This window comes from Pseudomonas sp. PLB05 (genome assembly GCF_021106615.1).
Taxonomy (GTDB): Bacteria; Pseudomonadota; Gammaproteobacteria; order Pseudomonadales; family Pseudomonadaceae; genus Chryseomonas; species Chryseomonas benzopyrenica.
This window is the reverse complement of sequence record NZ_JAJOHO010000001.1, coordinates 1,285,911-1,312,487: the sequence shown is the minus strand read 5'-3', so window position 1 is coordinate 1,312,487 and position 26,577 is coordinate 1,285,911. Positions and strand designations below refer to the sequence as shown.

The following is a 26,577-nucleotide window of genomic DNA, read 5'->3' as shown; positions in this document are numbered from 1 at the left end:
GCCTCCACCCCAAGAGGAATCCGACATGACCACCAGTGGTATCAGCGAAGCCGCCGTCCAGACCTTTGTCGCGGCCGAGCGCGAGCGCTTCCTGGCGCGCAATCCCAAATCCCTCGCCCTGGCCGAGCGGGCCCGGCACTCGCTGTTCGGCGGCGTGCCCATGCACTGGATGAACGACTGGTCGATGCCCAGTGCGCTGTTCGTCAGCCATGCCCAGGGTGCGCGCTTCCATGACGTCGACGGCCACGAGTACATCGACTTCTGCCTGGGCGACACCGGCAGCATGTTCGGCCATTCGCCGGCGCCCATCGCCCGGGCCCTGGCCGAGCAGGGCGCCCGCGGGCTCACCACCATGCTGCCCGGCGAGGATGCCGTGGTCGCCGGGGAGTTGCTCGCCGAGCGCTTCGGCCTGCCGTTCTGGCAGGTGGCGACCACCGCCACCGATGCCAACCGCTATGTCATCCGCTGGGCGCGCGCCATCACCAATCGCAAGATGCTGCTAGTGTTCGACGGCTGCTACCACGGCACCGTCGACGACGTCATGGTGCGCCATCAGGAGGGGCGCACCGTGCACCGCGGCGGCCTGATCGGCCAGGCGCACAACCTGGCCGAGACCAGCCGGGCCGTGCCCTTCAACGACTTGGCCGCGCTGGAGGCGGCCCTGGCGAAGGGCGACGTCGCCGCGCTGATCTGCGAACCGGCCATGACCAATATCGGCATGGTGCTGCCCGCCCCGGGCTTCATGGACCAGGTCCGCGCCCTGACCCGGCAGTACGGCACCCTGCTGATCATCGACGAGACCCATACCCTGTCCACCGGCCCCGGCGGCTGTACCCGCACCTGGAATCTGCAGCCGGATTTCATCACCTTCGGCAAACCCATCGCCGGGGGCGTACCCTGTGCGGCCTATGGCTGCAGCCACGAGATGGCCCAGGCCATGCGCCTGGCGCAGCAGCACGCCAGCGAGACCAGCCACGGCCATGGGCACAGCGGCATGGGCACCACGCTGTCAGCCAATGCCCTGGCGATGCGCTGCCTGAGAGTCAACCTGGAAGAGGTGATGACCCCGGCCGCCTACGAACGGATGCTGCCGATGGCAGCGCGACTGGCCGCCGGTCTGCGCGCGGTGATCGCCCGCCATGGCCTGGCCTGGTCGGTGACGGAGCTGGGCGCCCGCTGCGAATTCCAGTTCTGCGCCACGCCGCCCACCACCGGCGCCGAGGCGGAAGCCGCCTTCCATGACAGCCTGCAGCAGGCGCTGCACCTCTATCTGATCAACCGGGGCATCCTCATCACGCCCTTCCACAACATGACCCTGTGCTGCCCGGATCTCCAGGCGGCGGACGTCGATCTGCTGCTCGCCACCCTCGACCAGGGCCTCGGCGAACTCCTGGCGCTGCCCGGCGCCCGGGAGTGTCAGCCATGAACTTCGCCGACGCCCAGGAAGCCCGCGACTTCCTCGCCGCCCACCCCGAGGTGCGCAGCATCGAACTCATGCTGATCGATGCCAATGGCGTGCCCCGCGGCAAGCTGCTGCACCGTGACGAATTGCTGGCCATCTACGAGGAGGGCCGGCCGCTGCCCAGCTCCATCCTGGCGCTGACCCTGCAGGGGGAAGACGTCGAAGCCACCGGCCTGGTCTGGGAGGTCGCCGATGTCGATTGCTGGACCTATCCGTTGCCCGGCAGCCTGACCCTGCAACCCTGGCGCAGCACCCCGACCGGCCAGGTGCAGGTGAGCATGCACCCGACCCAGGGGCTGCCGGCTACGCCCGCCGATCCCCGGCATGCCCTGGTGCTGGTGATCGAGCGGCTGCAGGCCGACGGCTTCCAGCCGGTGATGGCGGTGGAGCTGGAGTTCTATCTGCTCGACCGCACCCGCGACGCCCAAGGCCGTCCGCAACCGGCGCTGCAGATGAATGGCGTGCGACCCGGCTCGCCGCAGGTCTATGGGGTCTACGAACTGGAGCAGCTGCAGCCCTTTCTCGATGACCTCTACGCTGCCTGTGAGGTGCAGGGCCTGCCGGTGCGCACGGCCATCTCCGAATACGCCCCCGGCCAGCTCGAACTGACCCTGCTACACCGTTTCGACGCCCTGCAGGCCATCGACGAAGGCGTTCGCTACAAGCGCCTGGTCAAGGGCGTGGCCAACCGCCACGGCCTACAGGCTTGCTTCATGGCCAAGCCCTTCGGCGACCAGGCCGGCAGTGGCCTGCACCTGCATGTCAGCCTGGCTGATACCGAGGGCAACAACCTCTATGCCAGCGAGGACCCGCAAGGCACGCCGCTGCTGCGCCATTCCATCGGCGGCATGCAGCACCGGATGCTGGATGCCCTGGCGATCTTCTGTCCCAACGCCAACTCCTACCGCCGTTTCCAGGCCAACAGCTATGCGCCGCTGGCCAAGAGCTGGGGGGTCAACAACCGCAGCGTGTCCCTGCGCGTGCCCGGCGGTCCGGCCAGCAGTCGCCATATCGAACACCGCATCTGCGGCGCCGATGCCAATCCCTATCTGGCCGCCGCGGCCATCCTCGCCGCCATCCACGAAGGCATCCGTGACGAGCGTGACCCGGGACCCGCCATCGTCGGCAATGGCTACGAGCAGGCCACCGACCTGCTGCCCACCGACTGGCTGACCGCGCTGCAGGCGCTGGAGCGCTCTGCGTGGATCAAGGAGGCGCTGGGGGAGCGGTTCATCGAGGTCTACCTCGCCATCAAGCGCGCGGAATACCGGCAATTCATGGCCGAGGTGGGGGAGCAGGACTGGCGGTGGTATCTGACCCACGCCTGAGGGGGCGCTACCTGATCAGTTCGGCTCGCCCGGCACGGCGCTGATGCGATTGACGCTGATGATGCCGCCGTTCCAGATCATCTCAACCGGCGCCGCCTGGACCACCGCACTGATCCGTCCTGGGGTCAGCAATGCCCAGCAGTGGTTGCCGGGACGCCGCACCGAGCGATAGCGCAGGCCTGGGCAGCCGGCGCGTTTGGCGGCGGCGCCAAGACTACGCGCCGCGCCGTAGTCTGCGGGGTGGTAGAGGGCATCGGTCGCTTCCAGCACCAGGGCATCGCGGAAGCCCTTTTCAGAGAAGCCCACCGAAAGATTGCGGAAGACGAACCGCTCGTATTTCAGCGCGGGCACCTTCGACCAGTACGCTTGCTGATGATAGCGAACCTCGGCAAGGGCGGTATCGGGATGGTCGGCCAGGTAGAGAACGCCAAAGCTGCCATCACTGAAGCGAGACCCTGCGGGATTTACATGGGTGAAAGGTGCCACGGCATAGGAGCAGCCAGAGATACCGAAGGGGATCTGTGCCAGGGGGATCAGCTCCAGACGCCCTAGCTCGTTCTGCAGTCGCGGGTTGGTCAGAGTCTGCAACTGGTGCAGCGCCGCGAAGTCCTCGGCATTGGCGACATCGTCGAACAGGTCGATTGGCGGAAATTTGGAGTTGATCAGGCGATGCCCCTGTAGCCGCTCATCCGCGAGCAGAGGCAGGTCTTCCAGCTTCACCATCCGGCACCGCGCAGGACGTCGATACGCCGGAAGGTCTCATAGAGCGAGATCATGTCGCCCTGGGCCATGATCTCCAGAGGCGAACGGCCATTGAAGAACTCATTGTGATTGGCCATGGCGACGAAGCCGTAGACGTTTTCCGGGTTGTCGAAGACCAGGCGTAGCGCGGAATGCATGTTCAGCACCAGGCTGACACGCTGGAGCTGATCGGCATCCAGACTCACCGCCCAGTTACCTTCCCGCTGCAACGCCCGGGTGTAGGTGCTGCGCGAGATGCGCAAGATGCGGCAACTCTGCTCACTGGAGGCCTGCCATCTATCCAGAATGTTGAGCGCTGCCCGTAGGCCGGCCGTGCTCTGGCTTTTCGAAAACTGCTCAACGGCAACGACCTGGGACATAGGACTCTCCAATCTGTAGATGCAAATATATTGAAATTGCGTCTACAGATAAAGAGGTGCGGTAAAACTGATCACCGGGTAGTCCGTGACCATTCCGGATCAGGATGCAAGGCTGGCCCGCCAGTGCCGATCGCGGGTCGAAGGCCGCCGGTGCAGGCGCTCGTCCAGCAGTGCGCCTGCCCTGGTGTGTTCACCCCCGCGCAGCAGGGCGACCAGCAGGGTGTCTTCGATGACCTCGCGCTGGGCACCACTGCCGCCGATGCGGGCAACCTCCGCGCGCACCGGCTCCAGCAGCTGGGCGCAGCCGTCATAGTCCTCGTCGGCGAAGGCCAGCAAGGCGCGGCAGAGCAGGGGGACGACCGGTCCGGCGGAAAGAGTGCCGTCGCACAGGCGGGCTTCGAGTCCGGCCACGCGTTCTTCCAGCGCCTGCCGATCCCCGGTCGCCGCGGCGATCAGGGCCATATGGACGTCAGCGAAAGCCAGTCCCGGTTGCTGGAACAGCCCGGACGCACTGGCCGCGGTGGCCTGCCAGAGGTCGGCGGGCACCTCGTGGCCATAAAGCCCCAGGCGCCAGAGAAAGGAAGCGTTGTCGCTGACCCGGTTGAGCGGACCGGCGGTGGACGCGGCTGGCGCTACGAAGCGCTGATAGAGGTCCAGCGCGCCCTGGCTGTCGCCCTGTTCGAGGGCCACCAGGGCGCCGTGCCAGGCGATATGGCCATGCAGGGTGCCATGGCGCGGGTACTCGGGCAGCCAACCAGCGATCAAGGCTTGCGCGGCCGGGCTGTCGCCGGATTCGTGCAGGACATGGGTCAGGGCATGGGCTGCATTGACGTTGTGGCGGCGTAGCTCCAGCGCCCGCTCGGTGAGCGTACGGCCCCGCACCACCTCGCCGTTCTCGCCCAGGGACCAGCCGCGGTAGGTCAGGAACCACCAGTCATCCGCGGCGAAATGACGGGCATGGCGCTCGCAGAGGTCGACCCGCGCCTGATCGTGATCGGCCCGCCCGGAAAATGCCAACAGACCGAAAGCACCCAGGGGCAAGCCCAGGATCAGGATGTCCCGCGGCCAGCGGTCGGCATGCGCCAGCGCGCCTTGCAGCGCCTGGGCGGATTCACCGGCGATCAGTCGCTGCAGGACCTGCACATGGCTGTACTCGCGCTCCGTGCCGCGCCGCTCGACCAGCCGCTGCGCCCGCACGATGGCCTCCCGGGCGGCGCCGGCCTGGTTGTCGATCAGCTGCAGCCGCGCCCGCGCTGCAAGCGCCAGGGCGAAATCAGGATCGGCGGCGATGGCCTCGTCCAGCGCCTCGGCCGCCCCCGGCCAGAGCGATAGCAGCAGATCGACACCGGCCTGGTAGCGCTCGGCGGCGTGGGCGGAAGAGGTAGAGAGGGGGAGGTCGTAGCGGTCGGTGTGAAAGGAAGGCATTTTCAACTTGGACTAGAGGAGCGGGGGTCTTCGGCAGCATGCCGAGACGGTTCATGCTGCCTAGATAGCAGGCCCGGCGCCCGAAGGGTACTGCAGCTCATTCCTGCAAGGCGTGAAAGATCCTCATATCCCCAGGCTCCTCAGAACAATGCGGCGATCGTTCACTCCCCCAGCGCCTGGCCGATGCTCATGCCGAGATCGCTATGGATCAACATGGCGGTGATCCGCGGATCCGCCTCCAGGATGCTGTAGGGCCCGGGTCCACGGGTGCCGTAGACACCTTGCCAACGCTCCATCACCTTCCACGCGGTCGCCCAGTGTCATGGTGCACCGCTCTGACTCAGCGCCCCAGCGCCCCGATGAGCGCCTGGCGAAAGGCATTCACCGCCGGCGGCAATTCGCGGCCCGCCATGCTCTGCAATTCGATCCGCCGCGCGGCCAGACCTTCGTCCAGTAGGGGCAGGGCCACCAGTTGGCCTTCGCGCAGTCGGCTACGCAGGCTCAGTTCGCTGGAGAGCGCCACGCCGCCGCCCAGGGCGGCGAAGCGATAGAGCGCCTGCATGTTGTTGCTTACCAGCACCGGCTCGAAGGAGAGTCCCTGGACGCCACAGCAGATGTCGAACAGCTGCCGCACCGTGGTATCGGGCATTGGCAGCGCCAGCGGAAAGGGCTGTAGATCGGCCAGGGTCAGCGCGGTACGGCCGGCGAGGGGATGTTCGGGCGCCACCACCGCCTCGATGGCGCCACTCAAGGTGGCGTCGACGCTGATGTCCGGCTCAGGCCTGAGGCTGAAGGTGAGGCCCAGGTCGGCATCGCCTTCCTGGACCTGGCGCGTGACCGCCGCCGGCGCGCAGACCTCCAGGGAAAAGTGGATACCGGCATAGCCCTGGCGAAAGGCAACGATGACCTCGGGCAGGAAGTCCAGCGAAAAGCCTTCGGTGGTGGCCAGACGCACCTGGCCGCGGCGCAGGTCGGCGAGGCCGCGCAGTTCGGCCGCCACCTGCTCGCTGGCCAGCTGCGCCTTGCGCGCATGCACCGCCAGACGCTCGCCGGCGGCGCTGGGCACCACCCCGCGAGCGCGACGTTCGAGCAGCGGTGTCTCCAGTTCGCGTTCCAGCTTGGCGATCTGGCGACTCACGGCACTGGCCGCGACATTGAGCCGTTGGGAGGCTTCGCTGATGGAGCCGCAGCGCACCACCTCGAGGAAATAGCGCAGGGCGGTGGACTGGATTCCGTAGGGCTGCATGGGGCCTCCTTTGCCGAAAAAGCATGGCTTGCATCTAAATATTCTGCTTGTGGCATGGGATGGCAAGACCTAGAGTCGGGTCAAGAGACCAATAACAGGCTTCAGCAAGACTTCCTTCCCCGCGCTTCGCGGACCTGCCTTTGACCAACCACCGCCCCGGAGACAGACGGCATGGGACTCAAAGGTTTCGCTTGTGGCATCGCGTTTTCCCTCTTCCTGGCCCAGGGCCAGGCTTTCGCCGGCAAGGCCAACGACACTCTGGTCTACGCCTCGGATACCGAGCCCGAGAACGTCAGCCCCTATCACAACGATGCCCGTGAAGGCGTCATCCTCGCCCACCTGGCCTGGGACACCCTGATCTACCGCGATCCCCAGACCGGTGAATACCGGCCGATGCTGGCTACCGGCTGGCAGCAGGTCGATCCGCTGACCCTCGACTTCGCTCTGCGCCAGGGCGTGACCTTCCACAACGGCGATCCCTTCACCGCCGACGACGTGGTCTTCACCTTCAACTACGTGGCCTCGCCCGAAGGCAAGGTGGTCACCCAGCAGAACGTCAACTGGATAAAGAGCGCCGAGAAGCTGGGCGAATACAAGGTTCGCCTGCACCTCAAGCAGCCGTTTCCCGCCGCGCTGGAATACCTGGCCAATCCCTTGCCCATCTATCCCGGCAAGTACTTCCAGAAGGTTGGTCTCGCGGGCTTCGCGCAAAAGCCGGTGGGTACCGGGCCCTATCGCATCGTCGCGGTCACCAGCGGCCAGGGGGTAACGCTTGAGCGCAATCCGGACTACTTCAAGGACAGTCCCCAGGGTCAGCCACGCATCGGCCACATCCAGTTCCGCGTCATCCCCGACGCCGAGACCCGGCTCGCCGAGCTAATGACTGGTGGCATCGACTGGGCCTGGCGCGTGGCGCCGGACCAGGCCGAGCAACTCAAGGCCGCGCCCAACCTCTCCGTGGAGAGCGGCGCCAGCATGAGGATCGGCTTCCTCAGCATGGACGCCCAAGGCGCCTCCAGCCCGGATTCACCCTTTGCCAAGGCCGAGGTGCGCCAGGCGGTCAACTACGCGATCAACCGCCAGGCCATCGCCAGTCAGCTCATGGGAGGCGGCAGCCAGCCGCTGCAGGTGGCCTGCTATCCGGAGCAATTCGGCTGCGATGCCAAGGCGGTGCCGGGCTATGCCTACGACCCGGCCAAGGCCAAGGCGCTGCTCAAGGCCGCCGGCTATCCCAACGGCTTCAGCACCGAGATCTTCGCCTACCGGGATCGCGACGTGGTGGAGGCGCTGATCGGTGACCTGCGCGCGGTGGGCATCGACGCCAAGCTGCGCTATCTGAAATACGCCGCCCTGCGCGACCAGCAGCGCGCCGGCAAGGTGCCCATGGCCTTTCTCGCCTGGGGCTCTTTCTCCATCGCCGACGCCTCGGCGGCCACCGGCGTGTATTTCAAGGGCAATGCCGACGACGTGGCCAAGGATCCCCAGGTGATCGACTGGCTCAAGGTGGCCGACACCGCCATGGACCCGGCCGTGCGCAAGGAGAACTACCGCAAGGCGCTGCAGCGGATCGCCGAGCAGGCCTACTGGGCACCGGTGTTCAATTATTCCATCAACTACGCCTTCACCTCGGACCTGGCCTTCCAGCCCTATCCGGACGAGTTGCCGCGATTCGCCCTGGCCCACTGGAACTGATCCGTCCCGGCGCCCCGCACGGGGGCGCCCCTAGCCGAGGAGCTGAGCATGTCCGCATACCTCCTGCGCCGCCTGGGTATCGCCCTGGCCGTGGCTTTTACCGTTTCCCTCATCAGCTTCTTCCTGCTGCACCTATCCGGCGATCTGGCCACCGCCATCGCTGGCCCCGAGGCCACCGCCGAACAGATCGAGGTGGTGCGTCATCAACACGGACTCGACAAGCCCCTGGCGACCCAGTACGTCGAGTGGGTCGGGCAGTTGCTGCGGCTGGACCTGGGGCAGTCGTTCTTCTTCCAGGAGTCGGTACGGGATCTCATCGCCAGTCGCCTGCCCATCACCCTGACCCTGGGCGCCATCGCGCTGCTGGTGGCGCTGCTCATCGCCATCCCGCTCGGGGTGCTGGCCGCGGTCAAGCGCGACACCTGGATCGACCGGCTGGCGCTGACCCTGGCGACCTTCGGCCAGGCCATGCCCAGCTTCTGGTTCGCCCTGGTGCTGATAGTCATCTTTTCGGTGACCCTGAAGTGGCTACCGGTATCTGGCAACACCACCTGGCAGCACTTCATCCTGCCGGCGGTCGCCCTGGGCTACTACGCCACCCCCTCGCTGATGCGCCTGACCCGTGCCGGGATGCTCGATGTGCTGGGCGCCGACTACATCCGCACCGCCCGGGCCAAGGGCCTGAGTCCGGCGCGGGTGCTGTTCAAGCACGCCCTGCGCAATGCGCTGATCCCGGTGGTGGCCCTGGCCGCCGTGGAGTTCGGCTTCATGCTGGGCGGCTCGGTGGTGATCGAGGCGGTGTTCTCCCTGCAGGGCATCGGCCAGCTGGCCTGGGACGCCATCGCCCGCAACGACTTCCCGGTGGTGCAGGCCATCGTCCTCTTGATCGCGTTGATCTACATCGTGCTGACGCTGCTGGCCGATCTGCTCAACGCCTTGCTCGACCCGCGCATTCGCGTGCGCTAGGAGGCCCCATGACCGTCGCCAATCCCTTCGTGCTCGACGACTATCTGCCCCCGCGTCCGACCCTGGGTCGCCAGCTGCGCCGCTGGTTCGGCCACCGCGGCTTCGCCCTCGGCGCCGTACTGCTCGTCGTCATCGTCTTCGCCGCCCTGGCCGCGCCCTGGCTGGCGCCCCACGACCCCTATGCCCAGGATGTGATGCAGCGGATGAAACCACCGGTATGGATGGCCAAGGGCACCTGGGCCCATCCGCTGGGCACCGACAAGCTCGGTCGCGACTATCTCTCTCGGCTGCTCTATGGCGCACGCATCTCGCTGTTCATCGGCCTTGCCGCGGCGCTCATCTCCGGCGCCATCGGCACCTTGCTCGGGGTGTTGGCTGGCTACTACGGCGGCAAGGTCGACGCCCTGGTGAGCTACCTGGTGACCACCCGCCTGTCCCTGCCGGTGGTGATGGTGGCCCTGGCCGCCGCCTCCCTGGTAGGTGGCTCGCTGCAGGTGGTGGTGATCCTGCTCGGCTGCCTGCTGTGGGATCGCTTCGCCGTGGTGGTGCGCGCCGCCGTGCAGCAGATCCGCGACGCCGAATACGTCGCCGCCGCCCAGGCGCTGGGCTGTTCACCCTGGCGGGTCATCGTCGGCGAGATCCTGCCCAATGTGCTGGGGGCGCTGATCGTGGTGATCACCCTGGAGATGGCCCACGCCATCCTGCTGGAGGCGACCCTGTCCTTTCTCGGCGTGGGCGTGCAGCCGCCGTTGCCGTCCTGGGGCCTGATGATCGCCGAAGGCAAGCCCTACATGTTCTTTTCGCCCTGGGTGATCGCCATCCCCGGCGGCGCCCTGATGCTGCTGGTGCTGGCCATCAACCTGGTGGGTGACGGTATCCGGGATCTGGCCGCGCCCAGCGGGCGCAACTAAGCGGAGGACTAACCATGGCACTGCTCGACGTAAGAGACCTGCGCATCGACATCCCCCTGGGGGAGGACACCCTGCACGCCGTGCGCGGCCTGGACCTGCAGGTGGAGCGGGGCGAGATGCTCTGCCTGGTGGGCGAATCCGGCTGCGGCAAGTCGCTCACCTCCCTGGCGCTGATGGACCTCCTGCCGCGCCAGGCCCGGCGCCAGGCGGCGCGGCTGATGCTGGGCGAACACGACCTGCTGACCCTGGGTGAAAGGGGCATGCGCGACCTGCGCGGCAATCGCCTGGCGATGATCTTCCAGGAACCCATGACCGCCCTCAATCCGGCCTACAGCATCGGCGACCAGCTCGCCGAGGTGCTGCGGCGCCACCGCAGGCTGGATCGCAAGGCCGCCTGGGCAGGCGCGGAGGCCATGCTGGAAAAGGTCGGCATCAGCAACGCTGGCGAGCGCCTGCGCCAGTATCCGCACCAGCTCAGCGGCGGGTTGCGCCAGCGGGTGGTGATCGCCATGGCGCTGCTGTGCGAGCCGGACCTCATCATCGCCGACGAGCCCACCACGGCGCTGGACGTCACCATCCAGGCGCAGATCCTGCACCTGCTGCGCGACCTGCAGCGGGAATTCGGTACGGCCATCGTCTTCATCACCCACGATCTGGGCCTGGTAGCGCGCATCGCCGACCGGGTGGCGGTGATGTATGCCGGCCAGATCGTCGAGCAGGCACCGGCCGCCGAACTGTTCGCCGCCCCCCGACACCCCTATACCCGTGGGCTGCTGGCGAGCATCCCGGTACCGGGCCGGACCCGTCCCGGGCAGCCGCTGGGCGCCATCCCCGGCCTGGTCCCCAGCCTAGTCGGCGAACAGCACGGCTGCGCCTTTCGCAACAGATGCCCGCAGGCGGTGGCGGCCTGCGCCGACAGCGTGCCGTTGCTGGAGGAGGGCGCGCACCTGGCGCGTTGCCACTTCGCCCTGCCCAGCGAACCCCTGCGCCGGGTCGGAGGTGTGCGATGAGCCGCGAGATCGCCCTGGAACTGTGCGACATCCGCCGCGAATTCACCCTGGGTCGCGGCCTGTTCCGCCCGCCGGCCACCCTCAAGGCGGTGGATGGCATTTCGTTACGGCTCTATCGCGGCGAGACCCTGGGTCTGGTCGGGGAATCGGGGTGCGGCAAGAGCACCCTGGCCAAGCTGCTGCTGGGGCTGCTGGCGCCTACCAGCGGCGACATCCTGGTGGGTGGTGAGCACTTGCGCGGAGTGGATCGCAAGCGCATGGCCCGGCACATCCAGCCGATCTTCCAGGACCCTTATTCATCGCTCAATCCGCGCAAGACGGTGCGCGAGATCGTGACGCTGCCGCTCAAGGTGCATGGCCTGGGCTCAGCTGCTGAACAGCAACGGCGGGTCGCCGAGATGCTCGACGTGGTGGGTTTGCCACGGCGCGCCGCCGACAGCCATCCCGGCCAGCTCAGTGGCGGCCAGCGCCAGCGGGTGGCCATCGCCCGCGCCCTGGTGATGCGCCCGGACGTGCTGATCTGCGACGAACCCACCTCGGCGCTGGACGTCTCGGTGCAGGCGCAGATCCTCAACCTGCTGCTGGAACTCAAGCGTGAATTCGGCCTGACCTATCTGCTCATCAGCCACAACCTGGCGGTGGTGGAACACCTGGCCGACCGGGTGGCGGTGATGTACCTCGGCAAGATCGTCGAGGAGCGCGAGCGGGCGGCGTTGTTCGCCCAGCCGGCGCATCCCTATACCAGGGCGCTGCTGGATGCGGTGCTCACCCCGGATCCGGCGCTGGGGCTCCCGGCGCTGGGCCTGGGTGGCAGCTTTCTCAATCCCATCTCGCCGTCCAGCGGCTGCGCCTTCCATCCCCGCTGCCCGCGCTGCTTCGGCCCCTGCGCCGAGCGCTATCCGGAACGCGAAACCATCCCCGGCGGCAGCAAGCGCTGCCACCTGCCAGAACCCGCCTGACCCCGGAGTCCGCCATGACCAGCCGTACCCATGCCCTTGAGCTTGCCGCCGCGCACTTCGACAGCGGCGCCTTCCGTGCCCGGCTCGCCACCGCCGTGGCCCATCCCACCGAAAGCCAGGAACCCGAGCGCCAGGCGGAGCTGGGCCGCTACCTGAATGAGTTCATCGCCCCCTATGTGGCCAGTCTCGGCTTCACCAGCCGGCAGCTGGACAATCCGGTCGCCGGCAAGGGACCGTTGCTGATCGCCGAGCGGATCGAGGATCCGGCGTTGCCGACCCTGCTCAGCTATGGCCACGGTGACGTGGTGCGTGGCGATGCCAGCCGCTGGCGCGAAGGCCTTGCGCCCTGGACCCTGGTGGAGCAGGGCGAGCGCTGGTACGGCCGCGGCACCGCCGACAACAAGGGCCAGCACCTGCTCAACCTGGCGGCGCTGGAACAGGTGATCGCCGCCCGCGGCGGACGCCTGGGCTACAACGTCAAGCTGCTGCTGGAGATGGGCGAGGAGATCGGCTCGGTCGGCCTGCGCACCTTCTGCCAGGAGCAGCGTCAGGCCCTGGCCGCCGACCTGTTCATCGCCTCAGACGGTCCGCGGGTTTCGGCATCCCGGCCAACGCTGTTCCTGGGTGCCCGGGGCACCTTCAATTTCGACCTGCACCTGGACCTGCGCGAAGGCGGCCATCACTCCGGCAACTGGGGCGGTCTGCTGGCCAATCCCGGCATCATTCTCGCCCATGCCCTGGCTAGCCTAGTAGATGCCCGGGGCCAGATCCAGGTCGCGGGGCTCAAGCCCACCGAGCTGCCCGCACCGGTGCGCAGGGCGTTGGCCGACATCGAGGCGGGCGGCGCGCCGGGCGATCCGGCCATCGATCCCCTCTGGGGCGAGCCCGGGCTGACCCCGGCCGAACGCGTCTATGGCTGGAACACCTTCGAACTGCTGGCGTTCATCACCGGCAATCCCGAGGCACCGGTCAATGCCATTCCCGGCAGCGCCCGTGCCCACTGCCAGATCCGCTTCGTCGCCGGCTGCGACTGCACGACCTTCATCCCGCTCATCGAGGCGCACCTGGCCGAGCAGGGTTTCGCCGCGGTGCGGGTCACCCGTGCCAAAGACGAGATCCTCCACGCCTCGCGCCTGGACCCGGAGAATCCCTGGGTGGACTGGGCGCTGACGTCCCTGACCCACACCCTGGGCGCAAAGCCCGCCTTGCTGCCCAATTTCGGCGGCGGCTTGCCCAATGACATCTTTGCCGACATTCTCGAACTGCCCACCCTCTGGGTACCTCATTCCTATCCCGCCTGCTCCCAGCACGCGCCCAACGAGCATCTCCTGGCCCCGGTCGTGCGGCAGGGGCTGCAACTCATGGCCGGGCTGTTCTGGGACCTGGGCGATCGCTGGAGCCGCAGCTGATGTCCCTTGCCAAGACTACTGCCCTGGAGTGGCTCGCCACCCAGCGCGAGCCGATGACCCGTCTCCTGCAACGCCTGGTCGATACCGATTCCAACAGCTACGACAAGGCCGGCGTGGATGCCGTCGGCGCCGTGCTCACCGCCGCCCTGGCCGAAGACGGCATTGAGGTCACCCGGACGCCGGTGGACGATTTCGGTGACGTCCTCACCGCCCAGGTGGGTCCCGCCACCGGCGCCGCGGTGCTGCTGCTGGGCCATCGCGACACCGTCTTTCCGCCGGGTACCGTGGCCAGCCGCGGCTTCACCCAGGATGTCCGCCAGGCCTATGGCCCTGGTGTCGCGGACATGAAGGGTGGCCTGGTGGCGAGTTGCTTCGCCTTGCGTGCGCTCAAGCGGGCCGGCGAGCTGCCATTCCCGGTCCGGGTGCTCTACACCGGTGACGAGGAGATCGGCTCCGGCACGGCGCGTCCGCACCTGGAGGCCGCGGCGCGTGCAGCCCGGGCGGTACTGAACTGCGAGCCCGGGCGCATCAGCGGCAACGTGGTCAAGGCGCGCAAGGGCGGTGCCAGCCTGACCCTCACGGTGAGCGGCCGCGCCGCCCACGCCGGGGTCAACCACGCCGAGGGCGCCAGCGCCGTCCAGGCCCTGGCGCTCAAGGTGGTCAAGCTGCACGCCCTGACCGACTACGAGCGCGGTATCACCACCAACGTCGGCCTCATCGAGGGTGGCACCTCCAGCAATACCGTCGCGCCCAGCGCCACCGCGCGCCTGGACGTGCGCTTCGTCGCCCTGGCGGACTGGCCCGAACTGCAGGCGCGCATCGAGGCCATCGTCGCCGAGGAAGAGCTGCCGGGAACTCGGGCCAGCGTCACCACCACCGGCCTGTTCCTGCCCATGGAAGAGCACCTGAGCCGTGACCTGCTGGCGCTCTACCAGCACGAGGCGCAGGCACTTGGCTTCAGCGTGGAGGGGGAGTTCACCGGCGGTTGCGCCGACTCCGGCTTTACCGCCAGCCTGGGTGTGCCCACCCTTTGTGGCCTGGGTCCGGTTGGCGGCAAGGTGCATACCGACGCCGAGTTTCTGGTGCTCGACACCCTGGTCCCGCGCACCCAGGCGCTGGTGGCCACCATCCTAGCTCTAGCCGCAAAGGCTTAATCCTCTTGCCGGTTTCCGAAACAGGTGCGACTCCTAGCCGGGGGAGGGCCACAATTGGCGGCTTCAGATTTTCGAAATTGCTGCGACTGCCTGCGGAATTTTCCGTGAACAATTTTAGGGATGGACTTTAATAGGTGGGAACAGCTCGAAGGCCTGCTATCGACCCAAAGCTGCCGTTGGCGTAGGGCAGCTAGCAGCCAAACGCGGACGTCGACAAGCGACCCCAAGCTGCCGCCTGCGAACACCCTGCATATTTTAGGGTACGGATGGCCTGCCTTGGCCGTTTGGTGTCATCCGTTTCGTGAGTCCAGATTAGAAAAAGATGCCGATTGGCAGTTATGCCGAACGTGCCGAGGGTTTGCCTGATCCTGTCTGGCATTTCCTACGTTCGTGTACCCCCGCCATAACCTATGCTGCCAGCCGAGAACTAACGCTTTTGCACATCGATCACCCTGCGGTAACGGTCATCCCACCGTCTGCCATGACCACCGAGCCGACCATGAAGCTCGCGCGTTCCGAGGCTAGAAACGCGACGATTTCGGCAATTTCTTCGGGCTGTGCGGCCCGGCCGATCGGTGCGGCCTCGCCATGTTGGGCCAGAAAGCCAGGGCCATCATCCACGACGTCATTGAGGATGTTGGTGACCACATCACCCACGCCGACGGCATTCACGCGAATCCCATGCTCAATGGCTTCGAGCGCCAGGGTGCGGGTTAGCTGAGCCAGCGCGCCCTTCGATGCCGTGTATGCCGCGATGGTTGGAAACGCGAAGTAAGAGGCGTAAGACGCGATGTTGATTATGGCGCCAGACTTGTTTGGCATCATTGCCTTTACCGCCTCGCGGCAGTGTAGGAATGCCGCTGTGGCATTGACCGCCTGGATACGCTCCCAATCCTGACGTGTCATGTCCACGACCAGCTTGTTGATGATGATCCCAGCGTTATTGACCAAGATGTCGAGTCGACCGAACTTCTCAACGGCCAGCCCGACAGCACGTTCAGCTGCACCGTCTTCGCTGATATCAGCTACTAGCGGTACCAGGCCTGGCCGAGCCAGCTCTTCTACTGCGGGGTTGAGATCCTCGGCAATGACCTTGGCACCGCGTGCAAGCAGCAATAACGCAATGGCTTTACCGATTCCACTGGCAGCGCCGGTGACCAACGCAACCTTGCCTTTAACTTCTTGCGGGACAGTGTTTTGGATATCAGTCATGGTGTTTCCTCCAGAGTCGGAGCCAGCGAAACATTCGCCGGCTTGCACCCTGCGGGGTGCCGTCGTTGATGACGGCTCTACTGTCTCGCAGACGGAAGGGCAGGACTCTCGGGCGTTTGTCTTGACTGTCGGGGTTTTGCGCCAAGCTGATTCAACGCAACTGCTACGAGACTCACTGCCGGTGGTGTGTTCGATATAGGCATCTCGCCGTCAAGCTCAATTGCCGAGATGATTTCCGAGCTTCGGCTAAGGCAACTTTTACACTCCAGCGCCCGAGCGACGCCGCCTGCAGACTCATCAGCAAAGCCAAGCAGTGACATGCCATTGGTGAGTAATGCCGCAACGGCGATAGCGTAGAAACGATACGAATTGATCATGATGGGAGCTCTAGAAGCTAAACCTGCAAACGCTGCATCTGCTATCGAACCAGGATCACTTGAAGCGCCAGCGCGCTCCGGAATCGGGCAACGGTATGTAGTCGTCATCGCCCGGCACATCCGCAAACCGGCGCGCACGCCAATCGTTAGCCGCTTGCAGAATGCGGTCCTGCCGACTGGAAACGAAGTTCCAATAGATATGGCGGGGGCCGTCCAGCGGCTCCCCACCAAGCAGCATCAGGCGAGCGCCGCCCAGTGCGCGGATAACAACATCGCTGCCGGGCCGCAGGACGACCAATTGATCCGCGCCGAAACGCCCAGCTTGACCCACCACCTCGACCTCCCCGCTAACCACATAAAGCGCACGCTCGATGTGCTCGGCCGAGAGGTGATAGCGGGAACCACCGTCCAGTTGCAGATCGGCATAGAACAGGTCGGAGAAAGTCCGAGTCGATGCACGCTGGCCTTCGAGAGAGCCCGCCAGCAGCTTAAGCGTTACGCCCTCGCCCTCGACGGTCGGGAGCGCAGGTGCGGTCAGGTGCTGGAAGCCTGGCTCGGTTTCTTCATGTGCCTGGGGCAACGCTACCCACGCCTGCAACCCCATGAGCGTGCCGCCGCTGGCTCGCACCGGATCACTGGAGCGCTCGGAATGGACGATACCGCGACCGGCAATCATCAGGTTGAGCTCGCCCGCTTGCAGCTGTTGGGTATGACCGGCACTGTCGCGGTGCAGCATTTCACCCTCGAGCAGGTAGCTGATGGTGGCCAAGCCAATGTGTGGATGCGGGCGAGCATCGACGCCCTCGCCTGCACCAAATACGACAGGTCCGAAGCTATCAAGAAACACGAAGGGGCCGACCATGCGCCGCTGCGCCGAAGGCAGCGCACGGCGTACGTCGAATCCGCCGATATCACGCACGTTGGGCAGGATGATCTGTTCGATCGGAGCGTTTGCGGCTTGGAGGGTCATGATGAGTCTCGCTTAGCAGATTTGATGAGCGGACTGTAGACCCACCTGCTTTTCAGCAATAGCTAGGTAATATGCATCGAAACGTTCGAGGAATTAGAAATGATCTCAGACCCCGGCACCCCTACGCTCGACCAGCTGCGTGTATTCCTCACCGTTGTGGAGGTTGGCAGTTTCGCTGGGGCTGCACGCAAGCTGCATCGCGCTACCTCCGTGGTGAGCTATTCGATCGCCAATCTGGAGATGCAACTGGGTGTCAGCTTGTTCGACCGAAAGACCACACGCAAACCACAACTGACCGATGCGGGCCGCACCGTGCTGGCCGAGGCCAGGACGATCTACAACGGTATCGACGGCCTGCGAGCCAAGATTCGCGGGCTGCTTCATGGCTTAGAAGCCGAGGTGCATCTGGTGCTCGACGTCATGTTACCGAGCGAGCGAATCGTCGATGCACTCAAGACATTCCGAGAGGAGTTTCCTACCGTGTCGCTGCATCTCCATATGGAGGCACTCGGCGCGGTGACACAGCGCGTGCTCAACGGTAGCGCCACCTTGGGCGTCAGCGGCCCGCTGACAACGAGCATTGATGGCGTTGAGCGCATTGGCATCGGTAAGGTTGCTTTGATCCCGGTGGCTGCACCGACCCATCCACTGGCCACCGACGGCCCTCACCTGCCCGGCGCTGGCCGCGAACATGTTCAATTGGTATTGAGCGACCGCTCAGCGCTGACGGCGGACCAAGAGTTCGCTGTTGTCGGCACACGAACCTGGCGATTGGCGGATCTGGGCGCCAAGCACATGCTGCTTCGCGAGGGCATCGGTTGGGGCAACATGCCAGAACCAATGGTGCGCGATGACATGGCCGTCAACCGGCTGGTACCGCTAAAGCTACCCGACTGCCCTGGCGGCGACTATCAGTTCGACGTCATTTACCGCACCGATACGCCGCCTGGGCCGGCAGCGAAGTGGCTAATCGAGCGATTTCGCGAGCAGGCACACGCTTATTAACTTTCTAAAAAATCGAACGTAACGGTCGAAATTAGGCGGCTATTTCCGAACGATCCTCCATGAGAAAGTGCTCTACATCGCGGCGGCACATCGTCAGCCACTACGTTGAGGAGACATCACATGGCAAAGGTTCTGGTTTTGTACTATTCCTCCTACGGTCACCTGGAACCGATGGCCCACGCCGTGGCCGAAGGCGCGCGTGCCGCCGGCGCACAGGTGGACGTCAAGCGTGTGCCGGAAACGGTGCCCGAAGAAATTGCCCGTAACGCCTACTTCAAACTCGACCAGTCCGCACCGGTGGCAACCGTCGCCGAGCTCGAACATTACGACGCGATCATCGTCGGCACCGGTACCCGCTTCGGACGGATCAGCAGCCAGTTGGCTGCATTCCTCGATCAGGCCGGTGGTCTGTGGGCCCGTGGTGCGTTGAATGGCAAGGTCGGAGGTGCCTTTACCTCGTCCGCCACTCAGCACGGCGGCCAAGAGACCACCCTGTTCTCCATCATCACCAACCTGATGCACTTCGGCATGACCATCGTCGGCTTGCCCTATAGCCACCAGGGCCAGATGGGCGTAGCCGAAGTGGTCGGTGGCGCACCTTACGGCGCTACCACCATCACTGGCGGCGACGGTTCACGCCAGCCCAGCGAAACGGAACTGGCCGGCGCGCGTCATCAGGGTGAACTGATCGCCCGAACCGCCACCAAGCTATTCGGCTGATCTGCAAGAGGCTCGCACATTGCGGGCGCCTAACCCTATATAGGAGCGCACACCATGGCGACCGCCTCAGAACTGCTGCAACTGCATTTCGATACCTTCGTTAATGATCCCGAGCGTTGGAAGACGCTGATCGCTGACGACCTGGTCTGGGAACTGCCTTTCGCGCCAACGCTAGGACATCCAGCCCGCCTAGTCGGACGCGATGCGGTGTTAGCGCATGTGGGTTGGTTCGTAGGAGCAGTTGAAAATTTTCGTTTCTTCGATTTGAAGATCTATCCTGGCGCCAATCCGTCCGAGGCCAGCGCAGAGATAAAGGCCAAAGGCCTGATCAAAACGACCGGCCGCGTCTACCAACAGGACTACGTGCTGTTTGTGCGAGTCGAAAATGACAATCTCGCTTTCATCCGCGAGTACTTCGACCCAGTTCGTGCGGCCATTGCGCTAGACGCGCCAATCCCAGCATTGGCAGGCTGAGCCACGTAGTTGCATAGGGCCGCGGACACGCTACCCTATCGAACGCCGCCCTCGATTGAGGGCATCGTCGTTGGTTGACCTTTGTGAATCCACTCGAAGCCACCCATTCCAACGCACAGGCTGAGCGTCTTTCACCTGAGCGCGTTCCAGCGGAATCGATGCTGCATTACATGCCCAGCGATCACATCGCGCTGCCGCAGCGGCCCGGCCTGCAAGACGTAGTGGTGCAGTTCTTCAGGCACCACAGTATCACTGAGCCCGTCCTAGTCCCCGCGGTTGCCGAACCGCTGTTGGTTATAGTGCTGGCAGGATCAGCCATCGTCGAAGAACGAACGTTGGGCGGAGAATGGGAATCGGCCCTCGTGCACGTCGGTGATTTTTATCTCACCAACACCGCAGAGCCCTATGAGATGCGCTGGCAAACCCAAGGCTGCGACAGCTTCGAGGTCTTGCACTTGTATCTCGCCTACACGCTGGTCGAACAGGCAGCCCACGATCTGCTGGGCTCCTCTGCAGCATCAGTTATCTTTCGCGACGTTTCTGGTGCGCGCGACGAGCTGGTGCAGATGCTGGCAGAGCATTTGCGCCTGGAACTGGTGGACCGGCACGAGCCTAGCCCTCTTTTCGTCCGCAGCCTCGCCCAAGCGCTGACAATCCATCTCGTACGTACCTACCGCGACGCGAACGCGACGACAAAACCTGGCAACGCCCTCCAAGCCTACAAACTGCGCCGCGTCATAGATCTGATGAATCAGCACTTGGCCGAGGTTTTCTCCCTCGACGTCCTTGCTGAAGCAGTGCAATTGAGCGAGTACCACTTCAGTCGCCTGTTCAAGCGGGCCACCGGCTTGTCGCCTTCTCAGTACTTCATTCGCCTGCGCATTGCGCGGGCGCGACAGCTGTTGCTCGATACCGACCGCAGCGTGATCGACATCGGGTTGGAGGTTGGCTACTCCAGCCCCAGCCACTTTTCCCAAGTCTTCCGTCGCGAGGTGGGCGTGACGCCTAGTGCGTACCGCGATCCAGCACAGCGTTAGAGGTTTTGCGGTTTGAACCGATCGTTAAAATCAAGTACAGGCCCGGCGACTCGGAACTCCCCGTGTCCGCGGTAGTGCAGCGTTTCCGGCTCAATCATGTTCGATGCAACATGTCCCTTCACGATTTCCCAGATGAACAGACCGTACTCGTCTATCTGCCTGTCATCAGCCAGCTGGCATTCGAAATTGGCATAGCATTCACCGATCAGCGGAGCCCGTACGTGTACGGCTGGCACGGCAGCTAACCCGAATGCCTTGAACTTATCCAACTCTGAACCCGAGCTATTGCCAATACTGACTCATGTGCCAGCCCATCGTCATGATGTTTGTCTCGCCTTTCCAGGCAGAGCTCACCAGTACGATAGGGCCAGTTTCAAGATGACGGCGGGCTTCATGCACGGGGAAAGCGGTTTTACGGTAGTCCATAAGTGCGACTCCTATTTTCGTTGGATGCACTCAGATTGAACTGCTCAAGTCGGCGGTGCTGTCGGGCCCTTGTGCGGACTGTCTGGAAATTGCGCACAAAGAAAAGCCGGGCTACGCCCGGCTTTATGTTGGGTCAAACAATCATCGACTCGCATCGAGCACCAGCTTGCCGCGAATGTGCCGTCCCCAGCTCTTGCGCAACGCACCTTCAGCCTGGGACAGGGGCAACACCTCCACATCAATCATCAGGTCGCCACCTTCGAACAAGGTAGCGATCTGGGCTAGCTGAGCGCCGTCGGAGCGCGTCGCGAAATGCTTGCCCGTCGCATCGACCTCCGCCGCCCGCGCTGCATCGGGAGGGCTCACTGGTGAAACCAGAACCCCGCCTGCCTTCAAGACATCCCAAGAACGCGATTGAGTGTCCCCGCCTACCAGATCCAGCACTACATCGACTTCATCGATCACGGCTTCGAAGCGGTTTTGGGTGTAGTCGATGACCTGATCGGCACCCAGCGATTTCAGATAATCGTGGTTGCGCGCCGATGCCGTGGCAAACACCGTCGCGCCGACGACTTTAGCCATCTGTACGGCCATGCTGCCAACGCCGCCAGCTGCCCCGTGGATCAGTATCGTCTGTCCAGCCTTGATCTGCGCATGCTCATGCAACGCCTGCCAGGCTGTGAGAGCCGCTGCGGGGACGCCGCTCGCTTCCAGGGGGGACAACCGACCAGGGCGGTGCGCCAGTCGGTCGGCACTGGCGATAACCTGCGTGGCATAGCCGCCAACGATCCCGATAAAGCCAAATACTTCGTCACCTATTGCAAAACTGTCGACGCCCTCGCCTACCGCGGCGACCCTTCCAGCCACCTCTACGCCTGGCGTGTAGGGCAACTCCAGCGGAATGAAGGCCTGCATGGCCCCAGACAGAATTTTCCAGTCGATCGGATTTACCCCGCTTCCAGCCACATCGATCAAGACTTCGCCCTTCTTCGGTGCAAGGGCCGGGCGCTCTTGTAGAGTGAGCCCTTCGGCCTGACCGTATTGCGCTACGCGAATCGCTTTCATGACTTTTTCCTTAGATATCCAGAGATCAGGCGCGACGCGCGTCAAGGCTGAACCGACCAGCGCCAAACGCCACAACCTGCAACAACCCACCTGCCATGGCGATGTTCTTGAAGAAGTGGATGAACTGGTTCTGGTCACCCAGTTGGTTATGGAAGGCAAGCGCCGTGGCCACGCTGAAGACGGCTAAAGCAGCGGCAACGAGACGAGTGCGGTAGCCCAAAATCAGTGCAATGCCACCAAGCAGCTCAACAAGCACGGCTATCAAAAAAGCAACGGTTGGAAATGGCAGGCCAACCGACTCGATATAGCTGATCATTCCGGCCGGTGCGCCAACCTTCGATATCCCCGAGAGGATGAATATGGCGCTGAGCGCCACACGCCCGGCGAGCGAGGCCGAAGCAGATAGAGAAACAGAGCTGGCAGTGGCGTTAGAGAGAGCAATGGACTGAGTCATAGTGAGTTCCTCTGTATGGGCCACCACCCTTGGTGAGCCGCAGTGAGGACATCATGCCTCCAGATCGCTTTACCAAATAGCTGGCTAATATAGAACGAAACATTCGACAAAATCGAACGTCTTTTGGAGTTAGAGTAATCGCAGCACCATCAGCGGGCCGTTGCGGCACTAAGCCTGCCTTCGCTGCACCTCACTATCTTTCGCGTGCGCTCAACTCATGATCAGCCACCTTAGCCGGATTGCTCATGTTGTCCGCAGTAAGCCAGCTTCGGCTGTACGTTTATAAGGGGCTGGCAGTGGATCGAACGATCAATTCGCTCACATCCACCTTTGCTGGCTGCTCCATCGCATAAGCCACGGTCCGCTCTTTGCCGTTAGCTGCCCTACGGAAACGGCAGCCATGGACCGATTTCTGTCATTGGCTGATTTCGGTTTAGGTATTTCCAAAATGTCGCAACAATTTCGGAAACCGACGGCTCTCCTGAACGCGCGCCGCTCGGCACCCGTCCCTGCCTAGGCGCCACCCGCCGAATCAGATAGGCAACAACCCCTCGGTCTTGACTTCGTTCAGCACGAAAAAGGTGCGCACCTGGCGCACGCCGGGCAGGGCGATCAGTCGTTCGCTGTGCAGGCGATTGAAGGCCGCGATGTCCTTGACCCTGAGCTTGATGAAGTAGTCCACGTCGCCGGCCACCAGGTAGCACTCCAACACCGGGGGCAGGGCGCGGGCGGCCGCTTCGAAGGCCTGGAAGGATTCCGGGGTCGATCGGTCCAGCACCACCCCCACCAGTACCGCGGTTTCCCGCTGCACGGCCTTGGGGTCCACATGGGCCCTGACGCTGGTGATGACGCCGCTGTCGAACAGCTTGCGTGTGTGATTCCAGCAGGCGCTGGGGCTCAGGGACACCTGGCGGGCCAGCTCGGCATTGCTCAGGCGGCCGTCCTGTTGCAGGGCTCTCAGGATCTTACGTTCGACCGGAGTGAGTTCCGCGCTTTCGCTCATCGAAAGATTCTCCTTTGGAAGAGGATTCTGGCTGAAGGGTCTTGTTGTTCAAACACCTCATCCAGAAGGAAAGCAGCTTTTGTGCCGGTCATTCGAAAGCACCTTTTCTAAAGCTTTGCCTAGCATGGAAGGCGTTCTCTCATCACTGGAGTCGCTGCTATGTCCCTGGACCTCGAAAAGCGTTTTTCCCGCGTCAAGCTCGGTTATTTCCCGTCGCCCCTGCACAAGCTGGAGCGCATGTCGAAGGACCTCGGTATCGAACTCTGGGCCAAGCGTGACGACGTTTCCTCCGGTCTCGCCTATGGCGGCAACAAGGTGCGCAAGCTGGAATGGCTGGCCGCCGATGCCCTGGCGCAGGGCTGCGACACCCTGGTCTCCATCGGCAACATCCAGTCCAACCACACGCGCCAGGTGGCCGCCGTCGCCGCGGTGCTGGGCATGAAGTGCCGGCTGGTCCAGGAGGAGTGGACCAAGTGGGAAGACCCGGTCTACGACAAGGTCGGCAACATCCTGCTGTCGCGGCTGATGGGTGCCCAGACGCTGCTGGAAGGTGAGGGCTATTCCACCGCGGTGAAGGCGACCTGGGAGCGCGCGCTGGACGAGGTACGGCGTGAAGGCGGCAAGCCCTACGCCATTCCCGCCGGCGCCTCGGACCATCCCCTAGGTGGCCTCGGCTATGCCCATTTTGCCGATGAACTGGCGGCGCAAGAGCGCGACCAGGGCCTCTTCTTCGATACCGTGGTCACGGCCACCTGTACCGGTTCTACCCAGGGCGGCATGGTGGTGGGCTTTCGCGCCCAGGAGCGGGAACGCCGCCTGATCGGCATCGACACGGCGGCGGACGCCGAGATGACCCGCGCCGCGGTGACCAAGATCGCGCGCAACACCGCCGAGATGATCGGCCTGAAGCAGGAGATCCGCGACGAGGACGTCATCATCGAGCCACGGTTCTGCGGACCGGACTACGGCCTGCCGGATGGCCCCACCGTCGAGGCCATCCGCTACACCGCGCAGATGGAAGGGATGCTCACCGACCCGGTCTACGAGGGCAAATCCATGGCCGGGCTGATCGCCATGGCGCGCAGTGGCGAGATCGCCAAGGGCAGCCGGGTGCTCTATGTTCACCTCGGGGGCGCCCCGGCGCTCAACGCCTACCACAACGCCTTCGCCTGAGCCCAGGCCACGACCGGTCACGAGGAGGCCCCACATGACGAGCCAACCCTGGATAGCGGTAGACGACCTCCGACCGGCCGTGGCGCTGGTCATCCTGCATGGCGGTCTCGACCCCACGGTAACGGGGGAATTGCGCAGCGGCTTGCCCGGCTGCAGCGATCTCCCGGTGTTGCAGCTGGAGGACGTCGGCGGGCTGCACGAGGAGTGGCTCACCCAGGGTCCGCAGAGCCGGATCGTACGGCTGTTGTCCCTGCTGGGCGGTGACTGCCTGCTGCTGGCGGTCGAGCCGGAAGGCTTTAACGAGCTGGAGTGGCTGGGATCGGTCGCCGGTCAGCGCCTGCAACAGTTCACGAGCGGCACGCCCACGGGTGAGCTGATCGCTCGCCTGCAACAGCTCAGACGCGAGCGGCTGCTGGCGGTGTTGCCACTTTGAGCGTAGCCGTCAGGCCAGCCGCTCGACCTGTTCGGCGATCAGCGCCCTGATCGCGCGCAGACAGCGCAACTCGCCGGCGAAGACCGCCCGCAGCTCCGGTCGCGCGCCGGCCAGGGCCTGGTTTTCTCGCTCGGTCTGTTCCAGCAGCTGCTGAGCCTGGGAGGGCAGGCGCTGGCGCAGGCGTTGCAACTGGGCAGCAGCCGGCGAGCGCTTGATACCCAGCGCTTCGGCTGCATCCAGCAATCGCTCGCGGTCGATGGCCGCCAGCCGGTTTTCACCGAGGATCGGCCAGGCGAGGGTGGTTGCGTCCGGCCAGCGCTGCTGGTCGAAGGCGCGGCTCTCGTATACCGCCGTGCAGAGCAGGTCATAGCAGGGTGCGAGGGCCAGCCCCCGCGGTGAGACCAGAAAGCCCAGGTTCTTTAGATGAGCATCGGTATTGCCCACCAGCACGTTGAACGCCAGCCAGTTGAACAGCCGCGTCCGGGTCACGGCGGGCGCCTCGCACAGCCGGGCCAGCTCGGCCAGCCGCTCGACGCTGCCCGCCTGGTACTTGAAATGACGGTCCAGCCCCAGCACCTGGCAGGCGTCGATGCCATGGCGCCGTTGCCAGCCGTCCGGGGTGCGGACGCGGTCGAAGCGCTCGATCAGATAGACCGGCTCGGGCACGTAGCGGCGCTCGACGGCGGGAACCATCAGCCCGGCCAGACCCGCCAGGCGCATGGTGAACCACTCGTTGATCACCGAATGGGCGAAGGCCTCGTGGGGATGGTCCGGCTTGAGGATATGGGTGGAGGGCAGGGCGCCCACGGGTTCCTGCAGCCCCTGCTCATCGAGGATCACCGCCAGCTTGTGCTGGGCGCCGGCCAGCGACATGCGCTTGTGTGCCTCGTGAGTCAGCGGCAGCTGCGGCATGGCCTTGATCCGCCGGGAGAGGTCGGCGTCGCTCAGGGGCCGGCGATCTCCCGGCGGCAGGCGCTGACCTTCGGTGAGCAGGGTCAGGGAGCCGGCGGATTCGGCGCCGTACCAGCTCAGCAGGGCGAAGGCATCGGCGGCATCCAGGCGCGCATCCTGGGCGAGCAGTTGCCGCTGACCTTCTTCGGGCAGCAGGTTGTCGAAGTACCACTGCACCGGTCGCTGCGAACTGCCATCGATCAGCGTCGCTCGCTGCAAGGGCAATTGCGGACAGAGCCCGAAGGCCTGCCAACCCGGCTCGTACTGGAACGACCAGATACCGTTCTCGTCAGCCAGCCGACCCACCAACTGGTCGTCGATCCAGGCCAGGAGTTCACGCCTCATGGTGTCCGAGTATCCGGCTGGACTTCCACTTCAGGGGGCAAATCCACGATCAGGCGCACGCCCAGGCCTTCCAGTACCTGGAACAACTTGCCCCATTGGACGGTTTCGCCACCGCGCTCGACCTTGCCGAGAAAGTTTTCACTGACGCCGAGACTGCCGGCGGCATCGTCCTGGCGCAGGGCCTGGGCCTTGCGGGCCTGACGGACGAGGGCACCAAGGTCGGCGGCATTCTTGAGTAGCACCTGCATG

General features: G+C 64.6%; 29 protein-coding genes and 1 pseudogene. 15 read left to right on the top strand and 15 right to left on the bottom strand.

Going from position 1 to position 26,577, the window contains the following annotated elements:
- Window positions 1–25: 25 nt before the first annotated feature.
- On the top strand, window positions 26–1,426 hold the full coding sequence (locus tag LRS53_RS06075) for an aspartate aminotransferase family protein (RefSeq protein WP_231355302.1): 1,401 nt from the start codon (window positions 26–28) through the stop codon (window positions 1,424–1,426).
- Window positions 1,423–2,790, top strand: a complete 1,368-nt coding sequence (locus LRS53_RS06070; RefSeq protein WP_231355301.1) for a glutamine synthetase family protein — start codon at window positions 1,423–1,425, stop codon at window positions 2,788–2,790. The genes LRS53_RS06075 and LRS53_RS06070 overlap by 4 nt, the downstream gene beginning before the upstream one ends.
- Window positions 2,791–2,805: 15 nt before the next feature.
- Here the strand turns inward: LRS53_RS06070 and LRS53_RS06065 are convergent, their stop codons facing one another.
- From LRS53_RS06065 to LRS53_RS06045, 5 genes are all read right to left on the bottom strand, one after another.
- A complete protein-coding gene (locus tag LRS53_RS06065) occupies window positions 2,806–3,513 on the bottom strand; it encodes an RES family NAD+ phosphorylase (protein WP_231355300.1) in 708 nt (235 codons plus the stop codon).
- Window positions 3,507–3,911 carry an antitoxin Xre-like helix-turn-helix domain-containing protein gene (locus LRS53_RS06060; RefSeq protein ID WP_017640167.1) on the bottom strand — a complete coding sequence of 135 codons (405 nt, stop codon included), beginning with the start codon at window positions 3,909–3,911 and terminating at the stop codon, window positions 3,507–3,509. The genes LRS53_RS06065 and LRS53_RS06060 overlap by 7 nt, the downstream gene beginning before the upstream one ends.
- 99 nt (window positions 3,912–4,010) lie before the next feature.
- On the bottom strand, window positions 4,011–5,336 hold the full coding sequence (locus LRS53_RS06055) for a tetratricopeptide repeat protein (RefSeq protein WP_231355299.1): 1,326 nt from the start codon (window positions 5,334–5,336) through the stop codon (window positions 4,011–4,013).
- Window positions 5,337–5,497: 161 nt separating this feature from the next.
- Window positions 5,498–5,632, bottom strand: a complete 135-nt coding sequence (locus LRS53_RS06050; RefSeq protein ID WP_331275292.1) for a hypothetical protein — start codon at window positions 5,630–5,632, stop codon at window positions 5,498–5,500.
- A gap of 44 nt (window positions 5,633–5,676) precedes the next feature.
- The gene (locus LRS53_RS06045) at window positions 5,677–6,582 is read right to left on the bottom strand and encodes a LysR family transcriptional regulator (protein ID WP_231355298.1); all 906 of its coding nucleotides are present in this window, start codon (window positions 6,580–6,582) and stop codon (window positions 5,677–5,679) included.
- Between the two features lie 171 nt (window positions 6,583–6,753).
- On the opposite strand from LRS53_RS06045, the gene LRS53_RS06040 reads away from it, so the two are divergent.
- The 7 genes from LRS53_RS06040 to LRS53_RS06010 are packed head-to-tail and all read left to right on the top strand — an operon-like array spanning window position 6,754 to window position 14,683.
- On the top strand, window positions 6,754–8,274 hold the full coding sequence (locus tag LRS53_RS06040) for an ABC transporter substrate-binding protein (RefSeq protein ID WP_231355297.1): 1,521 nt from the start codon (window positions 6,754–6,756) through the stop codon (window positions 8,272–8,274).
- A gap of 48 nt (window positions 8,275–8,322) precedes the next feature.
- Entirely contained in the window at window positions 8,323–9,240 is a 918-nt protein-coding gene (locus tag LRS53_RS06035) for an ABC transporter permease (protein WP_231355296.1), read from the top strand.
- Between the two features lie 8 nt (window positions 9,241–9,248).
- Window positions 9,249–10,151: an ABC transporter permease gene (locus LRS53_RS06030; RefSeq protein WP_231355295.1), complete on the top strand. Its 903-nt coding sequence runs from the start codon at window positions 9,249–9,251 to the stop codon at window positions 10,149–10,151.
- Window positions 10,152–10,165: 14 nt separating this feature from the next.
- Complete coding sequence (locus tag LRS53_RS06025) at window positions 10,166–11,161, top strand: ABC transporter ATP-binding protein (RefSeq protein ID WP_231355294.1); 996 nt, start codon at window positions 10,166–10,168, stop codon at window positions 11,159–11,161.
- Window positions 11,158–12,120, top strand: a complete 963-nt coding sequence (locus LRS53_RS06020; RefSeq protein WP_231355293.1) for an ABC transporter ATP-binding protein — start codon at window positions 11,158–11,160, stop codon at window positions 12,118–12,120. The genes LRS53_RS06025 and LRS53_RS06020 overlap by 4 nt, the downstream gene beginning before the upstream one ends.
- A gap of 14 nt (window positions 12,121–12,134) precedes the next feature.
- The gene (locus LRS53_RS06015; RefSeq protein ID WP_231355292.1) at window positions 12,135–13,529 is read left to right on the top strand and encodes a M20 family metallopeptidase; all 1,395 of its coding nucleotides are present in this window, start codon (window positions 12,135–12,137) and stop codon (window positions 13,527–13,529) included.
- The gene (locus LRS53_RS06010; RefSeq protein ID WP_231355291.1) at window positions 13,529–14,683 is read left to right on the top strand and encodes a M20 family metallopeptidase; all 1,155 of its coding nucleotides are present in this window, start codon (window positions 13,529–13,531) and stop codon (window positions 14,681–14,683) included. Before LRS53_RS06015 ends, LRS53_RS06010 begins: the two co-directional genes overlap by 1 nt.
- Window positions 14,684–15,130: 447 nt before the next feature.
- Here LRS53_RS06010 and LRS53_RS06005 read toward each other — a convergent pair whose 3' ends face one another.
- Together LRS53_RS06005 and LRS53_RS06000 are read right to left on the bottom strand one after the other, a co-directional pair.
- Window positions 15,131–15,895, bottom strand: a complete 765-nt coding sequence (locus LRS53_RS06005) for an SDR family NAD(P)-dependent oxidoreductase (protein ID WP_231355290.1) — start codon at window positions 15,893–15,895, stop codon at window positions 15,131–15,133.
- Between the two features lie 432 nt (window positions 15,896–16,327).
- Complete coding sequence (locus tag LRS53_RS06000; RefSeq protein ID WP_231355289.1) at window positions 16,328–17,242, bottom strand: pirin family protein; 915 nt, start codon at window positions 17,240–17,242, stop codon at window positions 16,328–16,330.
- A gap of 99 nt (window positions 17,243–17,341) precedes the next feature.
- Between LRS53_RS06000 and LRS53_RS05995 the strand changes: the two genes are divergently transcribed.
- The 4 genes from LRS53_RS05995 to LRS53_RS05980 all read left to right on the top strand — a co-directional run bounded on the left by LRS53_RS05995 (window position 17,342) and on the right by LRS53_RS05980 (window position 20,478).
- Window positions 17,342–18,247: a LysR family transcriptional regulator gene (locus tag LRS53_RS05995; RefSeq protein ID WP_231355288.1), complete on the top strand. Its 906-nt coding sequence runs from the start codon at window positions 17,342–17,344 to the stop codon at window positions 18,245–18,247.
- Between the two features lie 120 nt (window positions 18,248–18,367).
- On the top strand, window positions 18,368–18,967 hold the full coding sequence (gene wrbA / locus LRS53_RS05990) for an NAD(P)H:quinone oxidoreductase (protein ID WP_231355287.1): 600 nt from the start codon (window positions 18,368–18,370) through the stop codon (window positions 18,965–18,967).
- Window positions 18,968–19,021: 54 nt separating this feature from the next.
- A complete protein-coding gene (locus LRS53_RS05985) occupies window positions 19,022–19,441 on the top strand; it encodes a nuclear transport factor 2 family protein (RefSeq protein ID WP_231355286.1) in 420 nt (139 codons plus the stop codon).
- A gap of 158 nt (window positions 19,442–19,599) precedes the next feature.
- A complete protein-coding gene (locus LRS53_RS05980; RefSeq protein ID WP_231355411.1) occupies window positions 19,600–20,478 on the top strand; it encodes a helix-turn-helix domain-containing protein in 879 nt (292 codons plus the stop codon).
- On the opposite strand, the gene LRS53_RS05975 is transcribed toward LRS53_RS05980, so the two are convergent.
- From LRS53_RS05975 to LRS53_RS05950, 6 genes and pseudogenes are all read right to left on the bottom strand, one after another.
- Complete coding sequence (locus LRS53_RS05975) at window positions 20,475–20,747, bottom strand: flavin reductase family protein (RefSeq protein WP_231355285.1); 273 nt, start codon at window positions 20,745–20,747, stop codon at window positions 20,475–20,477. The genes LRS53_RS05980 and LRS53_RS05975 overlap by 4 nt on opposite strands.
- Window positions 20,748–20,760: 13 nt before the next feature.
- Window positions 20,761–20,904, bottom strand: a complete 144-nt coding sequence (locus LRS53_RS05970) for a hypothetical protein (RefSeq protein ID WP_231355284.1) — start codon at window positions 20,902–20,904, stop codon at window positions 20,761–20,763.
- 141 nt (window positions 20,905–21,045) lie between these two features.
- Window positions 21,046–21,969: an NADP-dependent oxidoreductase gene (locus LRS53_RS05965; RefSeq protein ID WP_231355283.1), complete on the bottom strand. Its 924-nt coding sequence runs from the start codon at window positions 21,967–21,969 to the stop codon at window positions 21,046–21,048.
- Window positions 21,970–21,994: 25 nt separating this feature from the next.
- The gene (locus LRS53_RS05960; RefSeq protein WP_231355282.1) at window positions 21,995–22,423 is read right to left on the bottom strand and encodes a DoxX family protein; all 429 of its coding nucleotides are present in this window, start codon (window positions 22,421–22,423) and stop codon (window positions 21,995–21,997) included.
- Between the two features lie 280 nt (window positions 22,424–22,703).
- Window positions 22,704–22,787: pseudogene (locus LRS53_RS05955) on the bottom strand (oxidoreductase); the annotation flags it as partial.
- Window positions 22,788–22,955: 168 nt separating this feature from the next.
- Window positions 22,956–23,426: an Lrp/AsnC family transcriptional regulator gene (locus tag LRS53_RS05950; protein WP_231355281.1), complete on the bottom strand. Its 471-nt coding sequence runs from the start codon at window positions 23,424–23,426 to the stop codon at window positions 22,956–22,958.
- Window positions 23,427–23,591: 165 nt separating this feature from the next.
- Between LRS53_RS05950 and LRS53_RS05945 the strand changes: the two genes are divergently transcribed.
- Entirely contained in the window at window positions 23,592–24,599 is a 1,008-nt protein-coding gene (locus LRS53_RS05945; protein ID WP_197480268.1) for a 1-aminocyclopropane-1-carboxylate deaminase, read from the top strand.
- A gap of 34 nt (window positions 24,600–24,633) precedes the next feature.
- A complete protein-coding gene (locus tag LRS53_RS05940) occupies window positions 24,634–25,032 on the top strand; it encodes a hypothetical protein (protein ID WP_231355280.1) in 399 nt (132 codons plus the stop codon).
- Window positions 25,033–25,041: 9 nt separating this feature from the next.
- Here LRS53_RS05940 and LRS53_RS05935 read toward each other — a convergent pair whose 3' ends face one another.
- The gene (locus LRS53_RS05935) at window positions 25,042–26,328 is read right to left on the bottom strand and encodes a HipA domain-containing protein (RefSeq protein WP_231355279.1); all 1,287 of its coding nucleotides are present in this window, start codon (window positions 26,326–26,328) and stop codon (window positions 25,042–25,044) included.
- On the bottom strand, window positions 26,325–26,576 hold the full coding sequence (locus LRS53_RS05930; RefSeq protein ID WP_231355278.1) for a helix-turn-helix domain-containing protein: 252 nt from the start codon (window positions 26,574–26,576) through the stop codon (window positions 26,325–26,327). Before LRS53_RS05930 ends, LRS53_RS05935 begins: the two co-directional genes overlap by 4 nt.
- Window position 26,577 lies beyond the last annotated feature (1 nt).

What these genes read in the sequence shown, in the direction of transcription:
- LRS53_RS06075 (WP_231355302.1), top strand. Translation starts at nt 26, where the DNA reads ATGACCACCAGTGGTATCAGCGAAGCCGCCGTCCAGACCTTTGTCGCG.
- LRS53_RS06070 (WP_231355301.1), top strand. Translation starts at nt 1,423, where the DNA reads ATGAACTTCGCCGACGCCCAGGAAGCCCGCGACTTCCTCGCCGCCCAC.
- LRS53_RS06065 (WP_231355300.1), bottom strand. Translation starts at nt 3,513, where the DNA reads ATGGTGAAGCTGGAAGACCTGCCTCTGCTCGCGGATGAGCGGCTACAG.
- LRS53_RS06060 (WP_017640167.1), bottom strand. Translation starts at nt 3,911, where the DNA reads ATGTCCCAGGTCGTTGCCGTTGAGCAGTTTTCGAAAAGCCAGAGCACG.
- LRS53_RS06055 (WP_231355299.1), bottom strand. Translation starts at nt 5,336, where the DNA reads ATGCCTTCCTTTCACACCGACCGCTACGACCTCCCCCTCTCTACCTCT.
- LRS53_RS06050 (WP_331275292.1), bottom strand. Translation starts at nt 5,632, where the DNA reads ATGGAGCGTTGGCAAGGTGTCTACGGCACCCGTGGACCCGGGCCCTAC.
- LRS53_RS06045 (WP_231355298.1), bottom strand. Translation starts at nt 6,582, where the DNA reads ATGCAGCCCTACGGAATCCAGTCCACCGCCCTGCGCTATTTCCTCGAG.
- LRS53_RS06040 (WP_231355297.1), top strand. Translation starts at nt 6,754, where the DNA reads ATGGGACTCAAAGGTTTCGCTTGTGGCATCGCGTTTTCCCTCTTCCTG.
- LRS53_RS06035 (WP_231355296.1), top strand. Translation starts at nt 8,323, where the DNA reads ATGTCCGCATACCTCCTGCGCCGCCTGGGTATCGCCCTGGCCGTGGCT.
- LRS53_RS06030 (WP_231355295.1), top strand. Translation starts at nt 9,249, where the DNA reads ATGACCGTCGCCAATCCCTTCGTGCTCGACGACTATCTGCCCCCGCGT.
- LRS53_RS06025 (WP_231355294.1), top strand. Translation starts at nt 10,166, where the DNA reads ATGGCACTGCTCGACGTAAGAGACCTGCGCATCGACATCCCCCTGGGG.
- LRS53_RS06020 (WP_231355293.1), top strand. Translation starts at nt 11,158, where the DNA reads ATGAGCCGCGAGATCGCCCTGGAACTGTGCGACATCCGCCGCGAATTC.
- LRS53_RS06015 (WP_231355292.1), top strand. Translation starts at nt 12,135, where the DNA reads ATGACCAGCCGTACCCATGCCCTTGAGCTTGCCGCCGCGCACTTCGAC.
- LRS53_RS06010 (WP_231355291.1), top strand. Translation starts at nt 13,529, where the DNA reads ATGTCCCTTGCCAAGACTACTGCCCTGGAGTGGCTCGCCACCCAGCGC.
- LRS53_RS06005 (WP_231355290.1), bottom strand. Translation starts at nt 15,895, where the DNA reads ATGACTGATATCCAAAACACTGTCCCGCAAGAAGTTAAAGGCAAGGTT.
- LRS53_RS06000 (WP_231355289.1), bottom strand. Translation starts at nt 17,242, where the DNA reads ATGACCCTCCAAGCCGCAAACGCTCCGATCGAACAGATCATCCTGCCC.
- LRS53_RS05995 (WP_231355288.1), top strand. Translation starts at nt 17,342, where the DNA reads ATGATCTCAGACCCCGGCACCCCTACGCTCGACCAGCTGCGTGTATTC.
- wrbA (WP_231355287.1), top strand. Translation starts at nt 18,368, where the DNA reads ATGGCAAAGGTTCTGGTTTTGTACTATTCCTCCTACGGTCACCTGGAA.
- LRS53_RS05985 (WP_231355286.1), top strand. Translation starts at nt 19,022, where the DNA reads ATGGCGACCGCCTCAGAACTGCTGCAACTGCATTTCGATACCTTCGTT.
- LRS53_RS05980 (WP_231355411.1), top strand. Translation starts at nt 19,600, where the DNA reads ATGCTGCATTACATGCCCAGCGATCACATCGCGCTGCCGCAGCGGCCC.
- LRS53_RS05970 (WP_231355284.1), bottom strand. Translation starts at nt 20,904, where the DNA reads ATGGACTACCGTAAAACCGCTTTCCCCGTGCATGAAGCCCGCCGTCAT.
- LRS53_RS05965 (WP_231355283.1), bottom strand. Translation starts at nt 21,969, where the DNA reads ATGAAAGCGATTCGCGTAGCGCAATACGGTCAGGCCGAAGGGCTCACT.
- LRS53_RS05960 (WP_231355282.1), bottom strand. Translation starts at nt 22,423, where the DNA reads ATGACTCAGTCCATTGCTCTCTCTAACGCCACTGCCAGCTCTGTTTCT.
- LRS53_RS05950 (WP_231355281.1), bottom strand. Translation starts at nt 23,426, where the DNA reads ATGAGCGAAAGCGCGGAACTCACTCCGGTCGAACGTAAGATCCTGAGA.
- LRS53_RS05940 (WP_231355280.1), top strand. Translation starts at nt 24,634, where the DNA reads ATGACGAGCCAACCCTGGATAGCGGTAGACGACCTCCGACCGGCCGTG.
- LRS53_RS05935 (WP_231355279.1), bottom strand. Translation starts at nt 26,328, where the DNA reads ATGAGGCGTGAACTCCTGGCCTGGATCGACGACCAGTTGGTGGGTCGG.
- LRS53_RS05930 (WP_231355278.1), bottom strand. Translation starts at nt 26,576, where the DNA reads ATGCAGGTGCTACTCAAGAATGCCGCCGACCTTGGTGCCCTCGTCCGT.